The organism is bacterium, assembly GCA_016786595.1.
In the GTDB taxonomy this organism is placed as follows: Bacteria; Bdellovibrionota_C; UBA2361; order SZUA-149; family JAEUWB01; genus JAEUWB01.
The window spans coordinates 247460-266077 of record JAEUWB010000060.1 but is presented as its reverse complement, the minus strand read 5'-3'; the positions used below and the strand labels follow the sequence as shown (position 1 = coordinate 266077).

Genomic DNA, 18618 nt, shown 5'->3' with positions numbered 1-18618 from the left:
GATTATTATTAGAAATAATTTGAAAACTATCGGAACTCAAGCATTCACTGCTTTTACTGTTTTGTTCTTGATCTTTGCAACAGCCATACCTCTGCGTACTGGAAAATCAACAATTGTTTCAATCATAGCAGATGACGGCAAATCTGCTCATTGCATTCGCAATGACACTAGCTATGCTGCAGTCGTTAGAAAAAAAATCAAAAAAAAGTATGTTTATATAAGCGCCTCAAAAGAAATTAAAAATTTGAGAAAAGCTTATAAGCGAGCTAACAAGAAAAACAAAAAAAGTATCAAGAAACGAATCGATTCCATCAAGCGCTCTCAATCAATTTGCGCGTCAGGATTTGCACCAACTGCCTTATCGCCGGGGAAAGTCACTACGACAATGAATTTCCCTTTAAGCATAACTGTTAGCGGTAATGATGAGTTCGGCCGAAATCTGAGTTACGAATTAACAGAGCCTCCATATCACGGAACCTTATCTGGCGTATTCCCAAATGTTACGTATACTCCAGAGAGAACTTATACTGGGCCAGATGGTTTCAAATTTAGAGTTCAAAATGGCTTACGATCAAGTGCGTTATCAACTGTTGAGATTGAGGTTCTAGCTCACCCAGCAGAATTCCTGCCTCCCACACAAGAAAATGTGCTGCTCGGCCTCAAACCGACACACCCAAGGATTTACGATTACAGCAATACCAATCGAGTCATCGCCCTATCCACTCAAGGTGACCCTTACGCTCAGCGCACAATTGAGTATAGTCGTTCAATCCCGGAAAGAACCGAAAATTATCCCAACGATCCTTACAGAAACATTTGGTTTAGACCTTTACCAGTACACCCCAATCCATCAGCAACCAGTGGTCAATTAAGCGTGCCATATATTCCTTCCGATTTGTGTGAACTTTACCATTCGGACATTTATAAAACACCGCAAGGCGGATTTGAATGGGCGCAGATTGATAGCAATGGCTGGCCAATTAGAGATCAAAATGGAGCGATTCTCAAAAAGTTTTATACGTATCAAGAATTTAGACCATTGCTCAAGTTTTATGCAACGCGATTAATGTTACATCTTTCCAATCCTGCAAATTTCCCAAATTGGGGGCCAGACAGGCGCAGCGAATTCTTAGATGAATCATTATTTTTGCGACCAATGGCACGCGCATATGACTGCTATCATGACGACCTCACGCCAGAAGAACGTAACTATATACGTTCAGCAATTATTCGCAATGCTCTCGAACCTGCAAGAAAGTGTTTTTTCGAAGATAATTGTTGGTGGACAAAGACCGCGATGAATCAAGCGCCAGATGCAATTGGCGCGATCATCCAAGGAGCGCTTGCAGTAGCTGAATCTGAGCCAGAACTGTCTTCAAGCTTGATCGCTAAAGGCATTGAGCGTTTACGCAATTCGCTACAAATGCTCAACCCTGATGGAGCATGGCATGAAGGGCCTTCTTATTTCACAATGACTGTGACCGGCTTCGTAAATGCTAGCCAATCGCTATACAACTCTCTCGGCACTGATTTCGGCATATCAGACTATCCAGGTATGCAAACAAGCATTCTTAGCCGGTATTACCTGAGTGGCCCACGTGGATTGGTATGGAATTTTTCTGAATCAACGTTAAATACTGAAGCGTACAATAGTACACAGGAGGCACGGCGACCAGCTTGGACTGATGGACTTCCATTATGGGCGATGAAACGTTATGGATTGCCAGAATTCGGGTTGATTGAAGCACGCCTGTTTCCGGTCTTCCCAAATTTTCCACAACTACTTTACTATGACAACACTTGGCAAGCAGGTAACATAGAAAACTTACCGCTTGGCAAACATTTTACTAATTTACCCGCATTCTCCTTCCGCTCCGCACATCACGACGATGCGATGTTTATCGCCGGCAAAGGTGGCCTTAATTATTATTGGATGGGCCATATTCAGTTAGATATTGGTTCTTTCGTCATGGAAGCACTTGGAGTGCGTTGGGCAATTGATCTTGGAAAAGAAACCTACGGGCAACGTTATGTTAAAGCAAATCCAGCTTGTGTTGATACAGCAGCAAATCCCTGCCCCGACACTGACCGCGATGCGAATGGCCGCCCTTTGCATTTCGACTACTATCGTCGTGGCACCTTAGGGCATAACACATTAGTTTTCCAGGGCAAAAATCAAGAGTTCAAGGACTCTTGGATTGACGCTTCGTTAATACCCGATTTGCCTAAAAATAGTTTTGAGCACTTCGCAGAAGGTAATACCTCAATAGCGATATTGAATATGCGCGATGCATATGACCCAAATATCAATAACTCAGATTACAAAACTATTCACAACATAAAACCATTGCATCCTCGACCCATTTCAAGTCTTAAACGTGGCTTTGCGCTGATTAAAGATAGCTCTCAACCAGCTGTTGTCATTCGCGATGAATTTGAATTAGCAGAACCACAATCGGTTGATTGGCAAATGCATACAACAGCTAGTTATTCTATCTCTGGTAATAAAGTTTACTTATCAAAGGATGGGAAAAAGCTTACATTGGAAGTCTTAACCCCAGCAAATCCGCAAATTTCCGTCGTCGATTTGAGTAGCTTACCTTACCCAAGTTGGTTTAGAACTAACGCGTTTCCTTTGTCGGCTTGCACTACCCCTAATCCTCCAGGGTACTGTCAATTGCCCACTGAGCCAGGCACGAAAAAAATTGTAGTGCGAGACAGCTCCGGGAGTCTAGTGAAAAATTTCACGATTGCATTGATTCCAGATCCCACAGGATCTAACATTAGCTACCGACATGGAACTGTTCTGCCCCTCAACGAATGGACGACCTCAAGGATAACAACATCTGAATAACTGTTAGTCGATGCTTGGGCGACATTGGATCAAGTATACTAAAATTTGGCGCGATCTCAGAAAGCGGGTTCAGCACAAAATCTCGCCGGCTCAGCTCTGGATGTGGAACTTTGAGTTCTTGACAGTCAATCATTAGTCCGCCCAGTTCGCCGAGAATATCTATGTCCAAGGTCCGTGACAACCAACGCTGCTGCGGGTTTCTAACTCGGCCGTGGTTATTTTCAATTGCTAAAAGTTTTTTCAATAATTCAACTGGTTCGAGCTCAGATTTCAGAACACAAGCTGTATTTAAATAAGAATTCGGAGTAGGGCCGTGATAATCGGAAGAGATAAGTGGCGGGGTTAGATAAATCGATGCAACGGATTGAACGATGCCCAGCGATTTAAGATCAACCAAAGCATCGACCAGATGCCGATAACGATCGCCTAAATTTGAGCCAAGTCCAAGTAGGTATTCCATTTGCCGTTTGCATCCTCACAAGATCTGATAAAAATGTATATACCGTTACGGAGGCTAATGACCGCCTCAAGCTACAGCTTAACAAGCTATAGCAGAGGGGCTGCTGACCGAAAATGGAATCGTAGTACTAGCCTCGCCAAGACGACAGCTCTACTCAAAGGTTTCTCTATTCTGCTGCTGCCTTTTTTGCCGCTGGAGGTCAGTCTTAAGACCAATAAAAAATACTGCTCCCGTAATCGCTAATCTAGGAAGGGAGCGAGAAAAATCCACTATTCACCATATGATCTGAGGCAAATCAAAACATCGCCTCAGATCATGACGATTACACTGCTACTGTCTAACTGGGGTTGAGAAGCGATAATCATTTGCAGGGCGTTTGCGTATAACATGAGCCGAGAGTGTGTTATTCGTAGCGGCATCAACAGTGACTACTCCGTAAACATCACTCATATCATTAGCGCACGCGTTATAAGCAGCCGTGCCATTCGCAGCTAAATTAATCACCTGTCCACTTAAGACTGTTGTTCCATCATAACGCTTCATGCCCACTGTCGCAGTTGTGGCACTCGATGAAGCATTCACTATCTCCAATTCGCACGACTGACCAAGGAATGTATTATACGAACCCTTAAGTCCTAAACCCAGAGCTTGTTTAGCAGGCGTTGCATAGACGTAATTAATGCCAAGCGACGCTGTCCGCCCATATTGCATCGCCGTAGCAACAACCCCCTGACTTGCAGCACCGTCAATCTTGGCACTACCAAGAGAATTTATGATTATTCCATCGGCTACTAAATGCACTGAGCCATAAGCCGGTAGATTTAAGTTCTGGGTTCCAAGTAATGCGCCAGCACCAGAGTAAAACTGCACTACTATTGCTTGACTTGAAGATGTAGCATTTCCGACTTCTAGCACTGCGGTGCTGCTTCTCGTATCCAGTGGCACGACTAATGCTTGTCCTGACCCCTTCATGCCATCTAATGGCACAGCCCCATCGAATCCTTCAGCCAGAGTCGCATTATCATAAAAATACCGCGTTGAACGCATCTGAAACTGTGCATTATTGTTATTCGGCCTCCACTCGATCATCCCTACAAGAGTTGGCCCAAACTGGTGCCCAGAGAAATCTCTTCTAGCTCCTGCAGGTATTGTCTGCGTATCGGTTGCTAAGACAGATCCAGCCTGCGAATAATAGTATAGCGTTCCAGTCTGAGTTGTGCTCTCTAGGTTTGTTACCTGCACCCAGTTAGCTACAAAGTTGCTGGCATCGGCTGAATCTAAGCTCGGCTGATATGTGTTAAACAATACATACTGCTTGCCCTGAACAGGATTATTAAACGGTAACGTGAAGGCATAGTCATAGCCTGTAGCATTTGGTCGGTAGTAAGCCATGCGACCATCTACTTCCCCCGCACTACCGTCATGAGTAGAACAAACTCTTCCGTATGAACTATCAATAAAGCCGGTCATGTCATGAACTAGCACATCAGTTTGCGCCCCAGACAGAACTGCCCCGTTCTGAGAACTCTGGCCCACTCCACCAATGTTATAAATCGTCGTTGTAAATGCTCTGGTCGATAGCGCCAGGTTCACATGTTCCATAATGTTAAACATGTCTAAAAACCCGTTCCAATCTGTGCATACAGTAGTTCCTAACACCTGCAAGAAACTTCCTCCGTCAAGTGGGTCTGTGCCATCTATTCCTTCCTGCGTATCAGTTACCCCGTCATTATCGTCATCCAGGTCTGCTACATCAGGCTCTCCGTCTTCGTCGGTATCGAGTAAACCTTCTCCTTGAATCGCAAAATCATAGGGATTTTCATCCGCGTCATTATTTACAATCGACACCGTCGCCGTCCTTACTCCTACAGCACTAGGGTCAAAGGTAATTTGGAAAGTCGTAGTTTGACCTTCAGGTAGCGGAGTGGCAGGTGTAGAAGTCACCGTAAAATCTGCGGCGTTCGCACCGCTGATTACTACTTTAGGGCTGCCGCTTAAGATAAGATTTTGCTCGCCCAGGTTTTGGATCGTAAAAGTTCTTGTCACCGTTCCCGATGCAGAAGATACAGTTGCAAAATCAGTGTGATCAAAAAGATCTGGAGCGGCATCACCATCAGCAATCGTTGAACTGTTCCCCAACACTGCCATTTCTTGATCAATTGAAATCAACGATGAATAGACATTAAATGGCGCGAAAAAACCAGATGTCCAATTTACCAAAATACGATCGCTGGCAATGTCTGCTTGGACGTTTGGATTTGTGTTTGGGCCAAGGTTTATTATTGGAGTAGCTGTTGAATCCCAATTTGCAGCGGCATATGGACTCACCGCACGCCTAAAGAAAATACTATTGCCATCACGGTAAACAGCATAAATTTTACCTGTATCAGGGCTGTATGAGATTCCCGGTCTAGACGCAGCGTCAGTAGCATTTAAAGGGACAAGATCTACCCACTGACTAAGATCAGAATCATACTGACGATAATAAATGTTACTACTATTATCTACTGCCAATAAGTGTAAATTATTTGAACTATCTCCTATTGCACTAATATCGGATGATGTATCAGCATTTGGGATCACTGCTCGCGTGTATTGGATTAAATTTTTTGAATCATGCGTATTGTCAGCAGTCGCTGTAAATTGCCCACCAAAGACAAACTGAATACCACTAGTCGCGATCGTATTAACTCGATTGTTCAATCCTTTTTCGATTGGATTCCACGCACCCTGGCTAAAAAACGCAATATAATCATTATTAGCACCGCCTCCTGCATTAACAAATGAGCCAGCTACATATGCAGCATCTCCCAACACTTGTATGTCATAAACAGTGCCAGCAATGCCTGTGCCAAGTGCATTCCAGGCGCTTCCATCCCAACGCGCAATACCGTCTGCATTTGGCACGCCACCAGCACTAGAAAAAAATCCCCCGACAAAAACATTGGTTCCAGATGCGGCTATTGAATAAACAACTCCACTAATTCCTGACCCAAGCGCATTCCAGCTTGTTCCATCCCAACGTGCGATTCGTAATGTATTTACAACTCCACTGGCTAAGGAAAAATCTCCTCCAGCATATAAACTTGACCCACTTGGTTCGAGCGCTCTGACCGGTCCATCCATGCCCGTTCCAAAAGCGCCCCAGCTTGCACCGTCGAATCTAGCAATGAAATCCGCGTTAGGATCTCCACCAGCATTTGTGAAAAAACCACCGGCGACAATATCCGTCCCGTATTGCGAAATTGCCATTACTCCTGCATTTAATCCCGATCCGAGTGCACTCCAATTTGTGCCATTCCACCGCGCGATCGTATTCGCGCCCGAAACTCCTCCGGCTGAAATAAAATCTCCCCCGACATATAAGTCATTGCCAATGACTGCTAATGAATGAACATAATTAACTAGAGGAGTCGATCCAAGTGCACTCCAAGATTCGCCATTCCAACGTGCGATATAGTCAGCTTGGGCTACGCCTCCAGCGTTAGTAAATGTCCCACCAAGATAGAGTTCGCCATTATAGAACACCGCTGCATTAACTTGCCCACCGATTGCAGCGAGCTTCATAAAATCAGCAAAGCCTGACCAGGCAGAACCATTCCACAAGCCGATATAATCGATATTACCGGTCAGATCGTCAACAAACGCTCCGCCTACGTAAACGTCAGATCCAGAAGTTGCAATAGATAACAGCGTGTTAGAAGCACCCACGCTAAGTGCGTTCCAAGCTGCGCCATCCCAACAAGCCACATTGTCAGCATCATTATTTCCACCAGCATTTTGAAACTGCCCTGCAATACAAATATTTGATCCGGCAACGCTAATCCCATAAACATTAGCAGCAGTGCCACCTAATCCAGATCCGAGAGTGCCCCAAGTCGTTCCATCCCATGTAGCTATGCCTTTAGTATTACCGACCCCACCAGCTGAATCAAATCTACCTCCAACATATAATATTGATCCGGATTTTGCTAACGAGTAGACATCACCATCTGTGCTAGTGCCCAATGCATTCCAAGCTGCACCATCCCAACGCGCAATATTGTCTGCTGCAGCCACTCCCCCGGCATTAGTAAAACCACCACCAGCATAAACATCAGATCCAATGATCGCGACACTTCGAACGAAAGCATTCACCCCTGAACCGAGGGCGTTCCAAGCACTTCCGTCCCAATAGGCAATATTGTCTGCGTCATTATTACCGCCAGCATTTGTAAAAATGCCTCCGATGTATAGATCAGTTCCATCAAAAGCAATCGAATAGATTGTCCCGCCAACAACGTCTCCTATTGAATGCCAAGATGTTCCGTCCCAGCGTGCAATATTTGCAGTTCCAGCTACTCCACCTGCGCTAGAAAATGAACCCGCCACATAAAGATCACCACCATTTACGACTATCGTATAAACTTTCGCATCTTCGCTTAGTCCTGTACCTAGTGTACTCCAGGTTGTTCCATCCCAGCGGACGATTCCATCTGCCTGGACAATCCCACCAGCATCAGTAAATTCACCGCCAAAGTAAATGTCGCTGCCGTTAATGGCAATTGCTTGCACGCCTAACCCAATCGTACTGCCGTTAAAATTAAACCATGAATAGTCGCCACCTGCATTATTGATAGACCACGTCGTTCCATTGTAACGATAAGCCGTGACATTGGTTCCTTCCCCGTTCATGACCATTGAAATATTGGAGCCAGTTTCGGGAATCATCACCAAATCTTTCAGATTCGGATTTTTACGTCCAATCACCATTATTGATTCATAAGTAGACAAATCGCCGTCAGCTGTATTGATCGAACGAACTGCATGAGCCTGATAGCGATCATGAAGCTCTGGGCCATAATCACGCAAAGCCGCAACCCAAAGTTTATTACTTTGATCCAAGATCAGATTAGGCTTACTAAAACTATTTGTTTGGCTTGTTCCATTCAGGGCAGTTATTTCTGACCCAAATGTAATCGTTGTTGCAGTCAACGCTCCGCGCCGGATTACGATATCATGCGTATTTGCCTCAACTGCAAAAAATGCATAAGCCGTTCCGGCAATATTTTTATAAGTCAAAGAAAAATTCGGAGTGTTATAAGGCAAACTCCCCAAAAGCGTCCACAATTCGCCGTCAGTTGAATAAGCATATTCTATTTGGGAACCAGAATAGTAAAATGCCCAATGTGTGTTATTAACTGCATCGAAAAATGTTTTACGTTGTGAGGTATTACTTGTTGCGTTGTCACTACTAGATGTATCAATTAAATATGGCTGGGCTAGTGCTATCTGCGAAAAAAATAGCAAGATAAACAGGCAAACGCTCAAAAATATTCGTGTTCTCATGATTTTCATCTCCGGTGAAAAGCAAGAATAAAATATGCGCATGTTAGTATGTCAGACCGACATCGTTTGGTCCAAACTTTTTCCTGCGAAAACCTAGAGATTTTATGATGTTAGATTGTCTGATTCTGCTTCAAAGGTAGAATCAGGTGTTTCACCTTCTTCATCGGCAGTCGCTTCAACCAATTCGCCTAAATCACGCACGGAAGGTAAATCAGCTAAATCGCGTAATTGAAATCGCTCTAAGAAATGATCCGTTGTACCATAAAGCACTGGGCTACCAGGAGTGTTTTGTTTGCCGACGATGCGAATAAGTTTGTAATCCAAAAGCGTTTTTAATGTCGGTAGCGCATCAACTCCACGAATTGATTCAATTTGAGCGCGGTCGACTGGCTGCTTATATGCAATCACTGCTAGTGTTTCAGCAGCAGCCCGACTTAAACGTTTAATTTTAGGAGGAACAATTTTCCTCACAGCTTGGGCCGCCTTGAGTGATGAAAAAAATTGATACCCGCCCTTAACTTCTTTTAAAGAAAATCCAAATTTATCTTCATTGACTTCCGCTTGAAGTTCTTTCAATGCTTGCTCAACCTGCTCCTGATCTAATTCAGTTGCAGCAATAATCCGCTCAAAACTAAGCGGGCGCGGGCTTGAAAAAATCACTGCAGCAACAAGCGCTCGGGGCTCTAAGTCGCAGGCAACTGCCTCTAGTACTTCTTGAACTTCCCCTTCAAATTGATCTTGCATGTTTTCCATAACTACTTAAGCTTATTCGTGGTGATTAAAATTTGCCTCTAAGCGCGTCTCTGATTCTGGGTTATCGTTCTTAACATCAAAAACTGAGCTAGCATCTGGGGCAAGCATATTTAGAGCAATCGCAATATTCCCGCCTTCACCATCCTGCTCAAGCTCAACTACTCCTCGCTTAGCAAGCTCTAAAACCGAGATAAAAGTCCCAATTACAGCCGTCTTAGCATCACCAATGCGCTTGGTTGTGCTACGTAGCGTGCGCGCAAGTTCATAGATTGAAAATTTACGTTCGCTTGAATCACGCATAAAGTTAATCGCGCGCATCATTAAGTCGACCACAGGGATCGATTCAAGTTTAATCCGTAATACTTCAAGTGTGCCGCCAACTCGTTTGAGCAGTTGGAAGAAATACGACCCCAAGGAGAACGCGTCGTCTGTGACTTCAAAGTCATCTTCATTCTCAGTAGACTGTGGCAATTCCGCAGGAAAATGTCGAAAAACGTTTAAGCCCGACTGTGAATGAGTGCGTAAAGCGTCAGCTTGTAACTTAATCTTCTCATATTCCTTGAGCCGTGCACGTAGCTCATCATAAAACTGAGAAGAATCTTCCAAACTACCTAAGTCGCGGCGGACTAGGTTACCGGTTAAAATTCGCTCGCTCTTAATCGTTAAAAGCGTTGCTGCAATGACTAAATACTCGGAGGCGAGTTCCAGGTCGAGGCGTTTAGCATTTTCAATGATTTGTAAATATTCTTCGGCGATTCTTGAAAGGTCAACTTCGTCAATTGAAACTTCTTCGCGGTTGACGAGGTGCAGTAGTAGATCAAGCGGCCCCTGGAAAATCTCCAGATTGACGTTAAAAGATCCAAAAAAACTTTGTGCTGTTGTCGCACTTACTTCAGGCGACGTAATTTCTTGCATGCTCTATTACCTAGCAAATTATAGAGGAAAAGTCTCCTCCGCGATAAAGCACTGTAATACTTTATTGATTTTAGTTCAAGGTGCTTAAATTTAAGGCTTATTCAGAATCGGAGTTAGTGGCAATCGATATTTTCAAAGCCTACAAACACGCTTGCCAGAACTCCAGGCGCAAATCTGATGCATCCGGAGTTTGGTTGCAATCTTGAAATATAATTATTCCCAGCATGGGCAGTTGCCAAAATTGACATATCAGCTTCGGCAGTTGCTTCGACTTTTAGATAAATGCCATTCGATATCATATTATGAAAATTAATATGCTGAATTTGATGCCCCGATTCCCCGCCGACTAACGTCGAACCCTGACGATTAAAAACCATGCCGTTGTTGACGTTCTGTGCATAAAGATTAAAATATTGCGAAGCAAAGGACTCAGTCGATGAAAAGGCGCTATAAGCTGGAGCATTTAAAACTGATAAGTTTTGCCAGACGGTATTGCGACTTGCGCGACGTAAATCAGCAAATGCATAACCTGAACCTAAATACGGGTAGCTGAATTTAGGTAGGCGTGCCGGATCAGCTTGAGGAGTTTGGTACGGCGAGTCTCCACGATCCCAAAATGCGACTCGCGATCCATAGTTAATCCCTACAACATTTGGTGGATTAGCGTAATCTAAATATTCCCCCAAATCATTCGTCGGGATTCGCTCTAAGCCTGAACTAGGGTTCAGTGGGTTCTTAAGTCTCCATTTATTAATCGGTTCAATCAAATTCTCAACTGTCGAATTTATGATTGTATTATTTTTTCCACCTTTGACTTGGATTCCAGCAAAAAGTGGGGCATCCGCAATATATAGATCCTCGATGCGTGTGTTTTCTGATAAGTGCACAAGGATCGCTATCATATTAGCAGTCCAGTTATAACGTCCATGAGCATAAATAAAATATCCATCTTGAGACCCACGGATTTGGATTCTGCGCGCCACACAATCACGACAAACTTGCAGTGTTAAACCTGATGAACCTGGTCCTAATCGGGTTATGTCTTCAGCTAGTCCGTGCTTAACCCAGCGAAAATTCGCGATTCCTGATTTATTGCTTGAGAGCTGAGCTGGAGATAAATTAAGATTTGGTAATCCAAATTGCACTTCACGAATCTGACAATTACTAATCGCTCGCTCCCAACGTTGCTCGATTGCTAGAGGCAAGTCGTCCGGAAAGAGCGCTTGCAAATAACCTTCAACGCGATGGTTTAAATCATTGAGGTCTAAGCTAGGATTGCGATCTCCATCGCAAATAAATCGCGTAGTTGAGTTGTCGTTATGAATAAAACTGTTATTCAAATCGATAGTAATATTATTACGCGCAATAATTACGTTTTTCTTTAAGTTGATATAATGACTAGCTACAGGAGAATTTTGAAAGGTACTGAGAGTTCCACCGGATGTTAGCGCATTTACCGCAAATTGCATGGCTTGACTGGAATCCGCATAGTCGCAAACTGCGCCGCTCCCAACCTGGCAATACCCTCCACCAAACCATTCAAAGTAAATCGTTTGATATTTACGCAAAATAAGCGGTGTGTACCACCATCGATCTTCATGAGCAGTTGCGACGAATATTGGATCCGCAGACAAATTTGCTCGAGGTGAAATCACTAGATCACGTTTTAAGTCAAGTTGTGCATCTGGATCGATTTTAATCTTAGCCCCAGCCTCAATTTGCAACGGACAATTACGAACCTGAAGCCCAGTGACTCGATAAGTTATGTTCGGATATAGAATGAGCGGTCTAGACGCCCCGTCGCAACTTGGTAATTGCACCTCCGCGTTAAGACTAACAGGACAAACATCAGCTTTGATCTTAACAAACCTCGATCGATTTGATCGTAGTCTAAGTTTTTTTGATATTTTCTTGTGACAGCCAGAATTTGAGATAACGCTTAATTCATAATCCCCCTGTGGAAATTTTTTGAAAGTCTTACTACTGCGTGTCGAGAAAAACTTAACTACCCGGCATCGAGAATTTTTACGTTTAAGCACTAAGGTGCCGCCGGTCATCGACAGACCCTTTGGGAAACTAAGTTTTAACGTGGATCTTCCAGAAGTCGGACAATCTTGAACAGTAGCACTTGCAGACGATAGCGCCAGTAAAGCCAACACGGTTAGTAATAAAAAAAACCTAAAAACCAATGGATTAAGTCTCCTGACTATAATCCGTCCGGTCCAAGTTACTGCTTCAGAAAGAAAAGCTTAATAAAAACGAAGATGTTTCGGGCACTTACCTTGAGTCAGAGCGTGTTTTGAAATCTTAGCCAGAAAACTAGTTCAAAGAATTTCACCAAGACCTAGTTTTCCGCGCAGTAGTGCCATCGTGTGATGCGCAACCGCACGCGCCTTTTTGGCCCCCGCAGCTAGGATCACCTTTAACTCCTCGGGCTTAGACATCCAGTCATTATATTTTTCACGCATTGGGCCAAAGGTTCGTTCGTAGACCTGAAATAGTTCCTCCTTGGCATGACCATAACCCATCCCACCGGCGCGATACCTTTCAGCTAAAGCATTTACCTCCTGATCGGTGGCAAGGAGCTTATAAAGTTTAAATACGTTACACGTTTCAGGATCTTTTTTATCTTCAACACTTTTTGAATCAGTTACGATTGACATGATCTTCTTGCGCGCCGATTTAGCATCTTCAAACAGACCAATATAGTTATTGTAACGTTTAGACATCTTTCGCCCGTCTAGGCCAACAATTACGCCGGTTGATTCTTCAATCAATGGTTCAGGCAAAGGAAAAATTTCACCGCATTGGTTATTCACACGGATGGCGACATCGCGCATCATTTCCACATGCTGCTTTTGATCGGCTCCTACAGGGACTTTCGTGCCACGATATAAAAGTACGTCGGCGGCCATCAATACAGGATAAAACATTACCCCTGAATTGACATTGGCATTTTGCGCTTTGACATCTTTAAAAGCATGCGCGCGCTCTAAAAGCCCTAAAGGGAAAAAACACGACAAATACCAACAAAGCTCGCAAACTTCGATCACATCTGACTGACGAAAAATTGTAACTTGCTCTGGATTAAGACCAATTGCTAGATAGGCGGCGGCCAAACTTAAAGTATTCTCGCTCAGCTTATCTGGATCCTGCACAGAGGTCAGCGCATGCAGATCGACTAAACAAATAATCGTTTCGTGCTTTGCTGATAAAGTCACAAAGCGCCGCATCGCCCCCAAATAGTTGCCCAGGTGGACTTGCCCGCTGGACGGTTGCACCCCAGAAAAAACTAACTCTTTGTGTTTAGTAATAATCTCTTTTTTCATAATCTAATATTCATAGCTTACTGTCATCGCGAGGGAGCAGCGCGACCGCGGCGATCTCCAGCAATGCTGGCCCTCGTCGTGTGAGATTGCCACGCATGCTGTCGCCTGCTCTGAATGACAGGCAGCAGTCATACTTTCAAAATGCCTTGTCTTACAAATTCAAAAAGCACAATACTTGTCGCTTGACTTACATTGAGCGAGTCAAATTTTCCAGGCATAGGGATTTCAAGGTGAAAATCACATTCCTGACTAATGATCGGCCGAATACCAGCGCCTTCCGATCCAACAACTACCACCGCACGCTGGGGTAGTTCAGTCTGATATAAACTCTGACTTTTAGCCCCAAGTTCTGTGCCGACAATCCATAAATTGTATTTTTTTAATTTTTGTAGAGCATCTCTCAAGTTAGCAACAACAATAACCGGAATGCGCTCGCTAGCTCCAGCACTGGCCTTGCGGGCAACGATCGATAATGGTGCGCTACGACGCTCTGCGATCAAAACAGCCCTTGCTCCAGCGCATGCACTCGCACGAAGAATGGCTCCAAAATTATGCGGGTCTTGCACCTCATCAAGCGCCACAACTAATAAATTCTCGGTCTGGTCTGCAGCACGCTCAAGCTGTTTACAAAAATCGGCAAAAGTCGGTGCTGTAGCAATTCCAAAATCAGGCCCAGCGTCGATTTGCTCAGAGGTTTGTGGTTTAGCCGAGCGCTCTTCGTTAGGGCCATGCCCACGCTTTGCTTGCCGCAACACAGCCAGAATTCCTTGATGTGGAACTTCGTGAACCATGCCATCTAGTTCGCGACGCTCGACTATGCGTACGCGGACAATTTTCCCAAGCCTTTCAGCTTCACGTTCGCGCTTCGATCCTGCGGCAATAAAGACACAATCAATCGATTGTGGCCGACTCTTAATTAGTTCAAGGACAGGATTTGCTCCGCAAACAATCTCTTGCTTAGGCTTTGCCAAAGTATGTCTGTGTCCCATGCGACTCGATCGCCGAACCAAGGCGGGCCAGCGCTAGCGCATAAGCTGCATCACGCACTGAGCATTTACGATCGGTTTTGAATTTATAAATGTCGCGCGCAGCTTGAGAAATTGTAGTGTTTAACTCAGTGTGCACTTTTTCAATCGGCCAATAATGTCCTGCGCGATTTTGCACCCACTCATAATAAGACACTGTGACACCGCCAGCATTTGCCAAAATATCCGGAAGCACCGTTACGCCATTTTTAAAGAGAATTTGGTCAGCGTCAAATGAAGTTGGGCCGTTTGCTAACTCGAGTACAACATGAGCCTTAATCTTATCTGCATTTTTCACTGTAATCTGATCTTCAAGCGCCGCTGGAACGAGCACATCGACGTTTAGTTCTAAGAGCTCTGCGTTAGAGATCGGCTTTTCCAGCCCGTTGGCAACCAATTGGCCTGTTTTCTTCTTTTCCGCGATTGTCGCTTCGATATTCAAGCCGTTTGGATTGTAGATTCCTGATTTAGAATCACTTACAGCTACAACACGATAGCCAGCGGCCGAGGCCAGCTGAGCAAAGTGAGTGCCAGCATTTCCAAAACCTTGAATCGCAATTGTTGGAGCTTCACCGCTAAGCGCAAGCTCTTGACGTAGTGCTTGCATCACGTAGAAGCCGCCACGGCCAGTGGCATCCCCTCGGCCAAGCGAACCACCGAGCGCAACGGGCTTACCAGTAATGACAGCAGGAAGTTGTTGACGCTTAATCACGCAGTACTGGTCATACATCCAGGCCATCACTGTTTCATCTGTGTAAACATCAGGCGCAGGAATATCGCGATCTGGTCCAATATAATCGGCGACACCGTTAATATAGCCCCGACTGAGGCGCTCTAATTCAGCTTTGGAAAGTTCCTTGGGGTTAACACGCACACCCCCCTTGCCACCGCCAAAAGGGATATTCACTACGGCACACTTAATCGCCATCCAGAAAGCAAGTGATTGGACTTCGTCCATGTTAACTTGTGGGTGAAAGCGGATTCCGCCCTTTGCCGGCCCGCGCGCATCGCTATACTGGATGCGGTAGCCTTTGAAGACTTTAAGCGCGCCATTGTCCATGCGCACAGGAATCGAAAACTGGATCACGGTTTTCGGCTGGCGCAGCATTGAAACCGTGTCCTCGTGTAATTTTGTATAAGTTAAAGCTTGATCAAGCTGCTTAAGTGCGTTGCTAAAAAGCGGCATTTCTGTAGACATAAGCATTAATACTCCATTGAAATCTATATCCGCAGCAATAAAACATAGTTCTCTAATCGGTGCCAGTGGGTGCCATGAACACTCAAGCGTTGTGACTTGGCAGCTCGATTTTACACTGATTCTTCTACATTCAAATTAAAGCAGCATTTTTGTACTTGTTTAGCTAGTACCCCCCTATGGTACGAATTAAGTATCTGATTTCACTAAAAGTAGGTGGTTCTAAAAAATTATGATCGTAGAATGCCCAGCCTGTAAAACTAAGTTTGCAATTGATACTAAGCAAGTTGCTCATGTGGAAAGTCCGCGGTTTCATTGCGAGCTTTGCGATGAACGTTTCACTTTAAATTTAGTCCCCCCGAAGCGTTTTCGCTCAGAGAGTTCAACTGCGACAATGACAACTGCAGCTCCAACTTATGATCAGTCTGGCGGCATTGGCATGCTGCAGAGCGCATCTTGCACAAGCGGAACTCAGACAGCACAGCATCTTTTACAACGTGACCTTCTAACTCATGGTGAAATTCCTGAAGTCGCCGTGAGTTGGCCAAGTGCGGCAACAGATCAAGTGCTTGAAGTCGATATGCGTGCGTTTATTTCACACCCCAGTGTGCGTTGGTCTAAAATGGATCAAGACGAAGTGGAACAAACTCATTCAGCTGATCAGGAAAGTTTTGAGCGCACAGACTGCTATGATGAATCTGCATTTACAATCGATCAAGAACTTCACTCAACAACAAATTTCAATACCCTGCGCGCGCCAGTTTTAGATCAAACATTTCGCACACGCACACCAAGCGTACTGCCAGTGCATAGCCAAATTATCGATCGCTTTATTGATGAAGCTGTGATCGAGTCTTCAATTGCAAATGAGGACCGCGACAATTATGGGTTAAAACCTCCAACCAAAACTCAAGGGCTAAGCTTGAATAGTTCACTTTTGATGCTTTTCCCAGCATGCGTAGTGCTGGCTTTTCTGGCTGTGGGAAAAGTCATGGAGTTTTCGCTTGTCAGTCCGAATCCAGCTGAACAGTCTAGCGTCGTTCTACCACCTCAAGGCCTTGCACTTGAGAGCGTTACTGGTAGCATTGCCACGTTGCATAATGGCAAGCAAATCTATGTAGTCGAGGGCATCTTAAATAATGAAACTGCCTACAATTTTCGCAATGTCACGCTAGAGGCTAAATTGTACGACAAGCAGAATGTTGAAATTTCGCGGGTCACAATTTTTGCCGAAAACGCGCTCAGCTCAGTAAACACCTTCCAGACACTCGAACCTGAAAAAATTCTCGAGCTGCAGTCGGAAAAGGCCGCTAAGTCCGACGTGATTCAGAGTTTAGCTAAAAAACAAGTCCGCGCGATTTTTACTGAGAATGCCGCCCAAGCCGCTTGGATTTCAATTCGCCCGTATAGCGTTGAACAAGCAGGGGCAAGCTCTTAAGGCAAAAACTGGATTACGTTCTAAATTATTACGCGCTTGCGGCAAACGTGGCGCTGTTATCCGACCTTACCATCTTCATCTTTCTTGGCGCTGTCAGTGACGTCAATTGCTTTGGCGTCTTTATAGGATTTCTTGAAATTTTTAATGCCTTCACCTAAACCCGTGCCTAATTCGGGGAGCTTTCCTACTCCGAAAACAATCACTACAATAATTAAAATGATTGCTAATTCACCGATACCTAGGCCAAACATAAAACTCTAATCCTCTTTTTAGGTGGTAATGTCACGAAATATTACAGCTTCGATTTTGATTTCGCTCATCGCCCACCTACTATGCCTGCGTTTATTGGTTGTCGACAAGCCCCAGCCTGAAAGCCCCAAACTCTATGAAGTTTCACTGAAATCCATAACTGACAAACCTGAAGCTAAAGCTAAGCCTACAGCTCAAACGCAGTCAATTGTCTCTCCATCTCAAGCTCCAGAAACGAAGCCAGACGAACAAAAAAATGTTCGTCTAAGCGATAAAGATACTCGGGCAGTTAAGGAAACAATTCGCCGCGGAGATGAAGCGGGAGATCAAGTGGCGAATCAAACCACAAGAAGCCAAGCTCAAAAAAATTCTAAGCAAAGTCTTAACGCCCCAAAGCCAAGTGCCCAGTCAGTAGAAAAACTCACCCCTTTAGCACTTGATCATAACTTGGCTGCACTTTCTGGGGAAGTTCCAACTAATACAGCTAAGCAAGAGAGCGCAGAGAAAAATAATAACACGGGCACAACGCTGAAAGATTTTTTACCGGGCAGCAAAGGCAGCTCTATGCTTCGCGCCGGCTCTAGTGATTTTCTCCCTGATGTAGCAGATGGAGATGTAACGTTACTCAATGCTAAAGCCAATAAATATGCCGTTTTTGTACGCCGCGTAGCGCTACAGGTTTTTGGGGCGTTAAAGCAGAGAAATTGGCAACAAATCTCACGCGAAGATATTCGCAACATTAAAACACCAGCAGAATTTCGTGCCGTGCTTTCTCCCGATGGAAAACTACTTTCAATCGAGCAAGTCAATCAATCTGGAAGTTCACGTTTTGATGAAGCCCTGGAGGGGGCAGTTAAGGCAGGGGCCTGGGATAAAAATCCGCCTTCAGGAGCGCGTGCCGAGAATGGGAATATTATCTTTGTTTTTCAGGCTCAGACCTGGTCACAACCTTCGATGCGTGGCATCGGCGAAGCAAGATATCTGCTACTGGGGACCGGGCTATTGTAAAAAGCAGATTTAGAGAGGCTAACAGTTCGTAGAGCGATTGCCACGTAAAATAGCAATATAAAAA

The 18618-nt window shown here is 44.6% G+C and carries 12 protein-coding genes; 3 read left to right on the top strand and 9 right to left on the bottom strand.

What is annotated here, in order from left to right; translation table 11 throughout:
* Window positions 1–19: 19 nt before the first annotated feature.
* The gene (locus JNK13_11940) at window positions 20–2854 is read left to right on the top strand and encodes a heparinase II/III family protein (protein MBL7663453.1); all 2835 of its coding nucleotides are present in this window, start codon (window positions 20–22) and stop codon (window positions 2852–2854) included.
* On the opposite strand, the gene folK is transcribed toward JNK13_11940, so the two are convergent.
* The 8 genes from folK to JNK13_11900 form a co-directional block, all read right to left on the bottom strand.
* Entirely contained in the window at window positions 2814–3314 is a 501-nt protein-coding gene (gene folK, locus JNK13_11935) for a 2-amino-4-hydroxy-6-hydroxymethyldihydropteridine diphosphokinase (GenBank protein MBL7663452.1), read from the bottom strand. The two genes, JNK13_11940 and folK, sit on opposite strands and share 41 nt — an antisense overlap.
* A 330-nt stretch (window positions 3315–3644) precedes the next feature.
* On the bottom strand, window positions 3645–8642 hold the full coding sequence (locus JNK13_11930; protein MBL7663451.1) for a choice-of-anchor D domain-containing protein: 4998 nt from the start codon (window positions 8640–8642) through the stop codon (window positions 3645–3647).
* Window positions 8643–8744: 102 nt separating this feature from the next.
* A complete protein-coding gene (scpB, locus tag JNK13_11925) occupies window positions 8745–9395 on the bottom strand; it encodes an SMC-Scp complex subunit ScpB (protein ID MBL7663450.1) in 651 nt (216 codons plus the stop codon).
* 12 nt (window positions 9396–9407) lie between these two features.
* The gene (locus JNK13_11920) at window positions 9408–10310 is read right to left on the bottom strand and encodes a segregation/condensation protein A (GenBank protein MBL7663449.1); all 903 of its coding nucleotides are present in this window, start codon (window positions 10308–10310) and stop codon (window positions 9408–9410) included.
* A gap of 113 nt (window positions 10311–10423) precedes the next feature.
* Window positions 10424–12367: a hypothetical protein gene (locus tag JNK13_11915; GenBank protein MBL7663448.1), complete on the bottom strand. Its 1944-nt coding sequence runs from the start codon at window positions 12365–12367 to the stop codon at window positions 10424–10426.
* A 267-nt stretch (window positions 12368–12634) separates the two neighbouring features.
* Entirely contained in the window at window positions 12635–13639 is a 1005-nt protein-coding gene (gene trpS, locus JNK13_11910; protein ID MBL7663447.1) for a tryptophan--tRNA ligase, read from the bottom strand.
* A 128-nt stretch (window positions 13640–13767) separates the two neighbouring features.
* Window positions 13768–14628, bottom strand: coding sequence for a 23S rRNA (guanosine(2251)-2'-O)-methyltransferase RlmB (gene rlmB, locus JNK13_11905; GenBank protein MBL7663446.1), 861 nt, complete (start codon window positions 14626–14628; stop codon window positions 13768–13770).
* A complete protein-coding gene (locus JNK13_11900; protein ID MBL7663445.1) occupies window positions 14597–15862 on the bottom strand; it encodes a Glu/Leu/Phe/Val dehydrogenase in 1266 nt (421 codons plus the stop codon). The genes rlmB and JNK13_11900 overlap by 32 nt, the downstream gene beginning before the upstream one ends.
* Window positions 15863–16091: 229 nt before the next feature.
* On the opposite strand from JNK13_11900, the gene JNK13_11895 reads away from it, so the two are divergent.
* Complete coding sequence (locus tag JNK13_11895) at window positions 16092–17297, top strand: hypothetical protein (protein ID MBL7663444.1); 1206 nt, start codon at window positions 16092–16094, stop codon at window positions 17295–17297.
* Between the two features lie 56 nt (window positions 17298–17353).
* Here JNK13_11895 and tatA read toward each other — a convergent pair whose 3' ends face one another.
* Window positions 17354–17548, bottom strand: a complete 195-nt coding sequence (gene tatA, locus JNK13_11890; protein ID MBL7663443.1) for a twin-arginine translocase TatA/TatE family subunit — start codon at window positions 17546–17548, stop codon at window positions 17354–17356.
* 28 nt (window positions 17549–17576) lie between these two features.
* Here tatA and JNK13_11885 point away from each other — a divergent pair, with 28 nt between their 5' ends.
* Window positions 17577–18554 carry a TonB C-terminal domain-containing protein gene (locus tag JNK13_11885; protein MBL7663442.1) on the top strand — a complete coding sequence of 326 codons (978 nt, stop codon included), beginning with the start codon at window positions 17577–17579 and terminating at the stop codon, window positions 18552–18554.
* The last annotated feature ends 64 nt before the right edge of the window (window positions 18555–18618 follow it).

Coding starts and splice junctions, on each gene's coding strand:
- folK (MBL7663452.1), bottom strand. CDS start 3,314: ATGGAATACCTACTTGGACTTGGCTCAAATTTAGGCGATCGTTATCGG.
- JNK13_11930 (MBL7663451.1), bottom strand. CDS start 8,642: ATGAGAACACGAATATTTTTGAGCGTTTGCCTGTTTATCTTGCTATTT.
- scpB (MBL7663450.1), bottom strand. CDS start 9,395: ATGGAAAACATGCAAGATCAATTTGAAGGGGAAGTTCAAGAAGTACTA.
- JNK13_11920 (MBL7663449.1), bottom strand. CDS start 10,310: ATGCAAGAAATTACGTCGCCTGAAGTAAGTGCGACAACAGCACAAAGT.
- JNK13_11915 (MBL7663448.1), bottom strand. CDS start 12,367: ATGACCGGCGGCACCTTAGTGCTTAAACGTAAAAATTCTCGATGCCGG.
- trpS (MBL7663447.1), bottom strand. CDS start 13,639: ATGAAAAAAGAGATTATTACTAAACACAAAGAGTTAGTTTTTTCTGGG.
- rlmB (MBL7663446.1), bottom strand. CDS start 14,628: ATGGGACACAGACATACTTTGGCAAAGCCTAAGCAAGAGATTGTTTGC.
- JNK13_11900 (MBL7663445.1), bottom strand. CDS start 15,862: ATGTCTACAGAAATGCCGCTTTTTAGCAACGCACTTAAGCAGCTTGAT.
- JNK13_11895 (MBL7663444.1), top strand. CDS start 16,092: ATGATCGTAGAATGCCCAGCCTGTAAAACTAAGTTTGCAATTGATACT.
- tatA (MBL7663443.1), bottom strand. CDS start 17,548: ATGTTTGGCCTAGGTATCGGTGAATTAGCAATCATTTTAATTATTGTA.
- JNK13_11885 (MBL7663442.1), top strand. CDS start 17,577: ATGTCACGAAATATTACAGCTTCGATTTTGATTTCGCTCATCGCCCAC.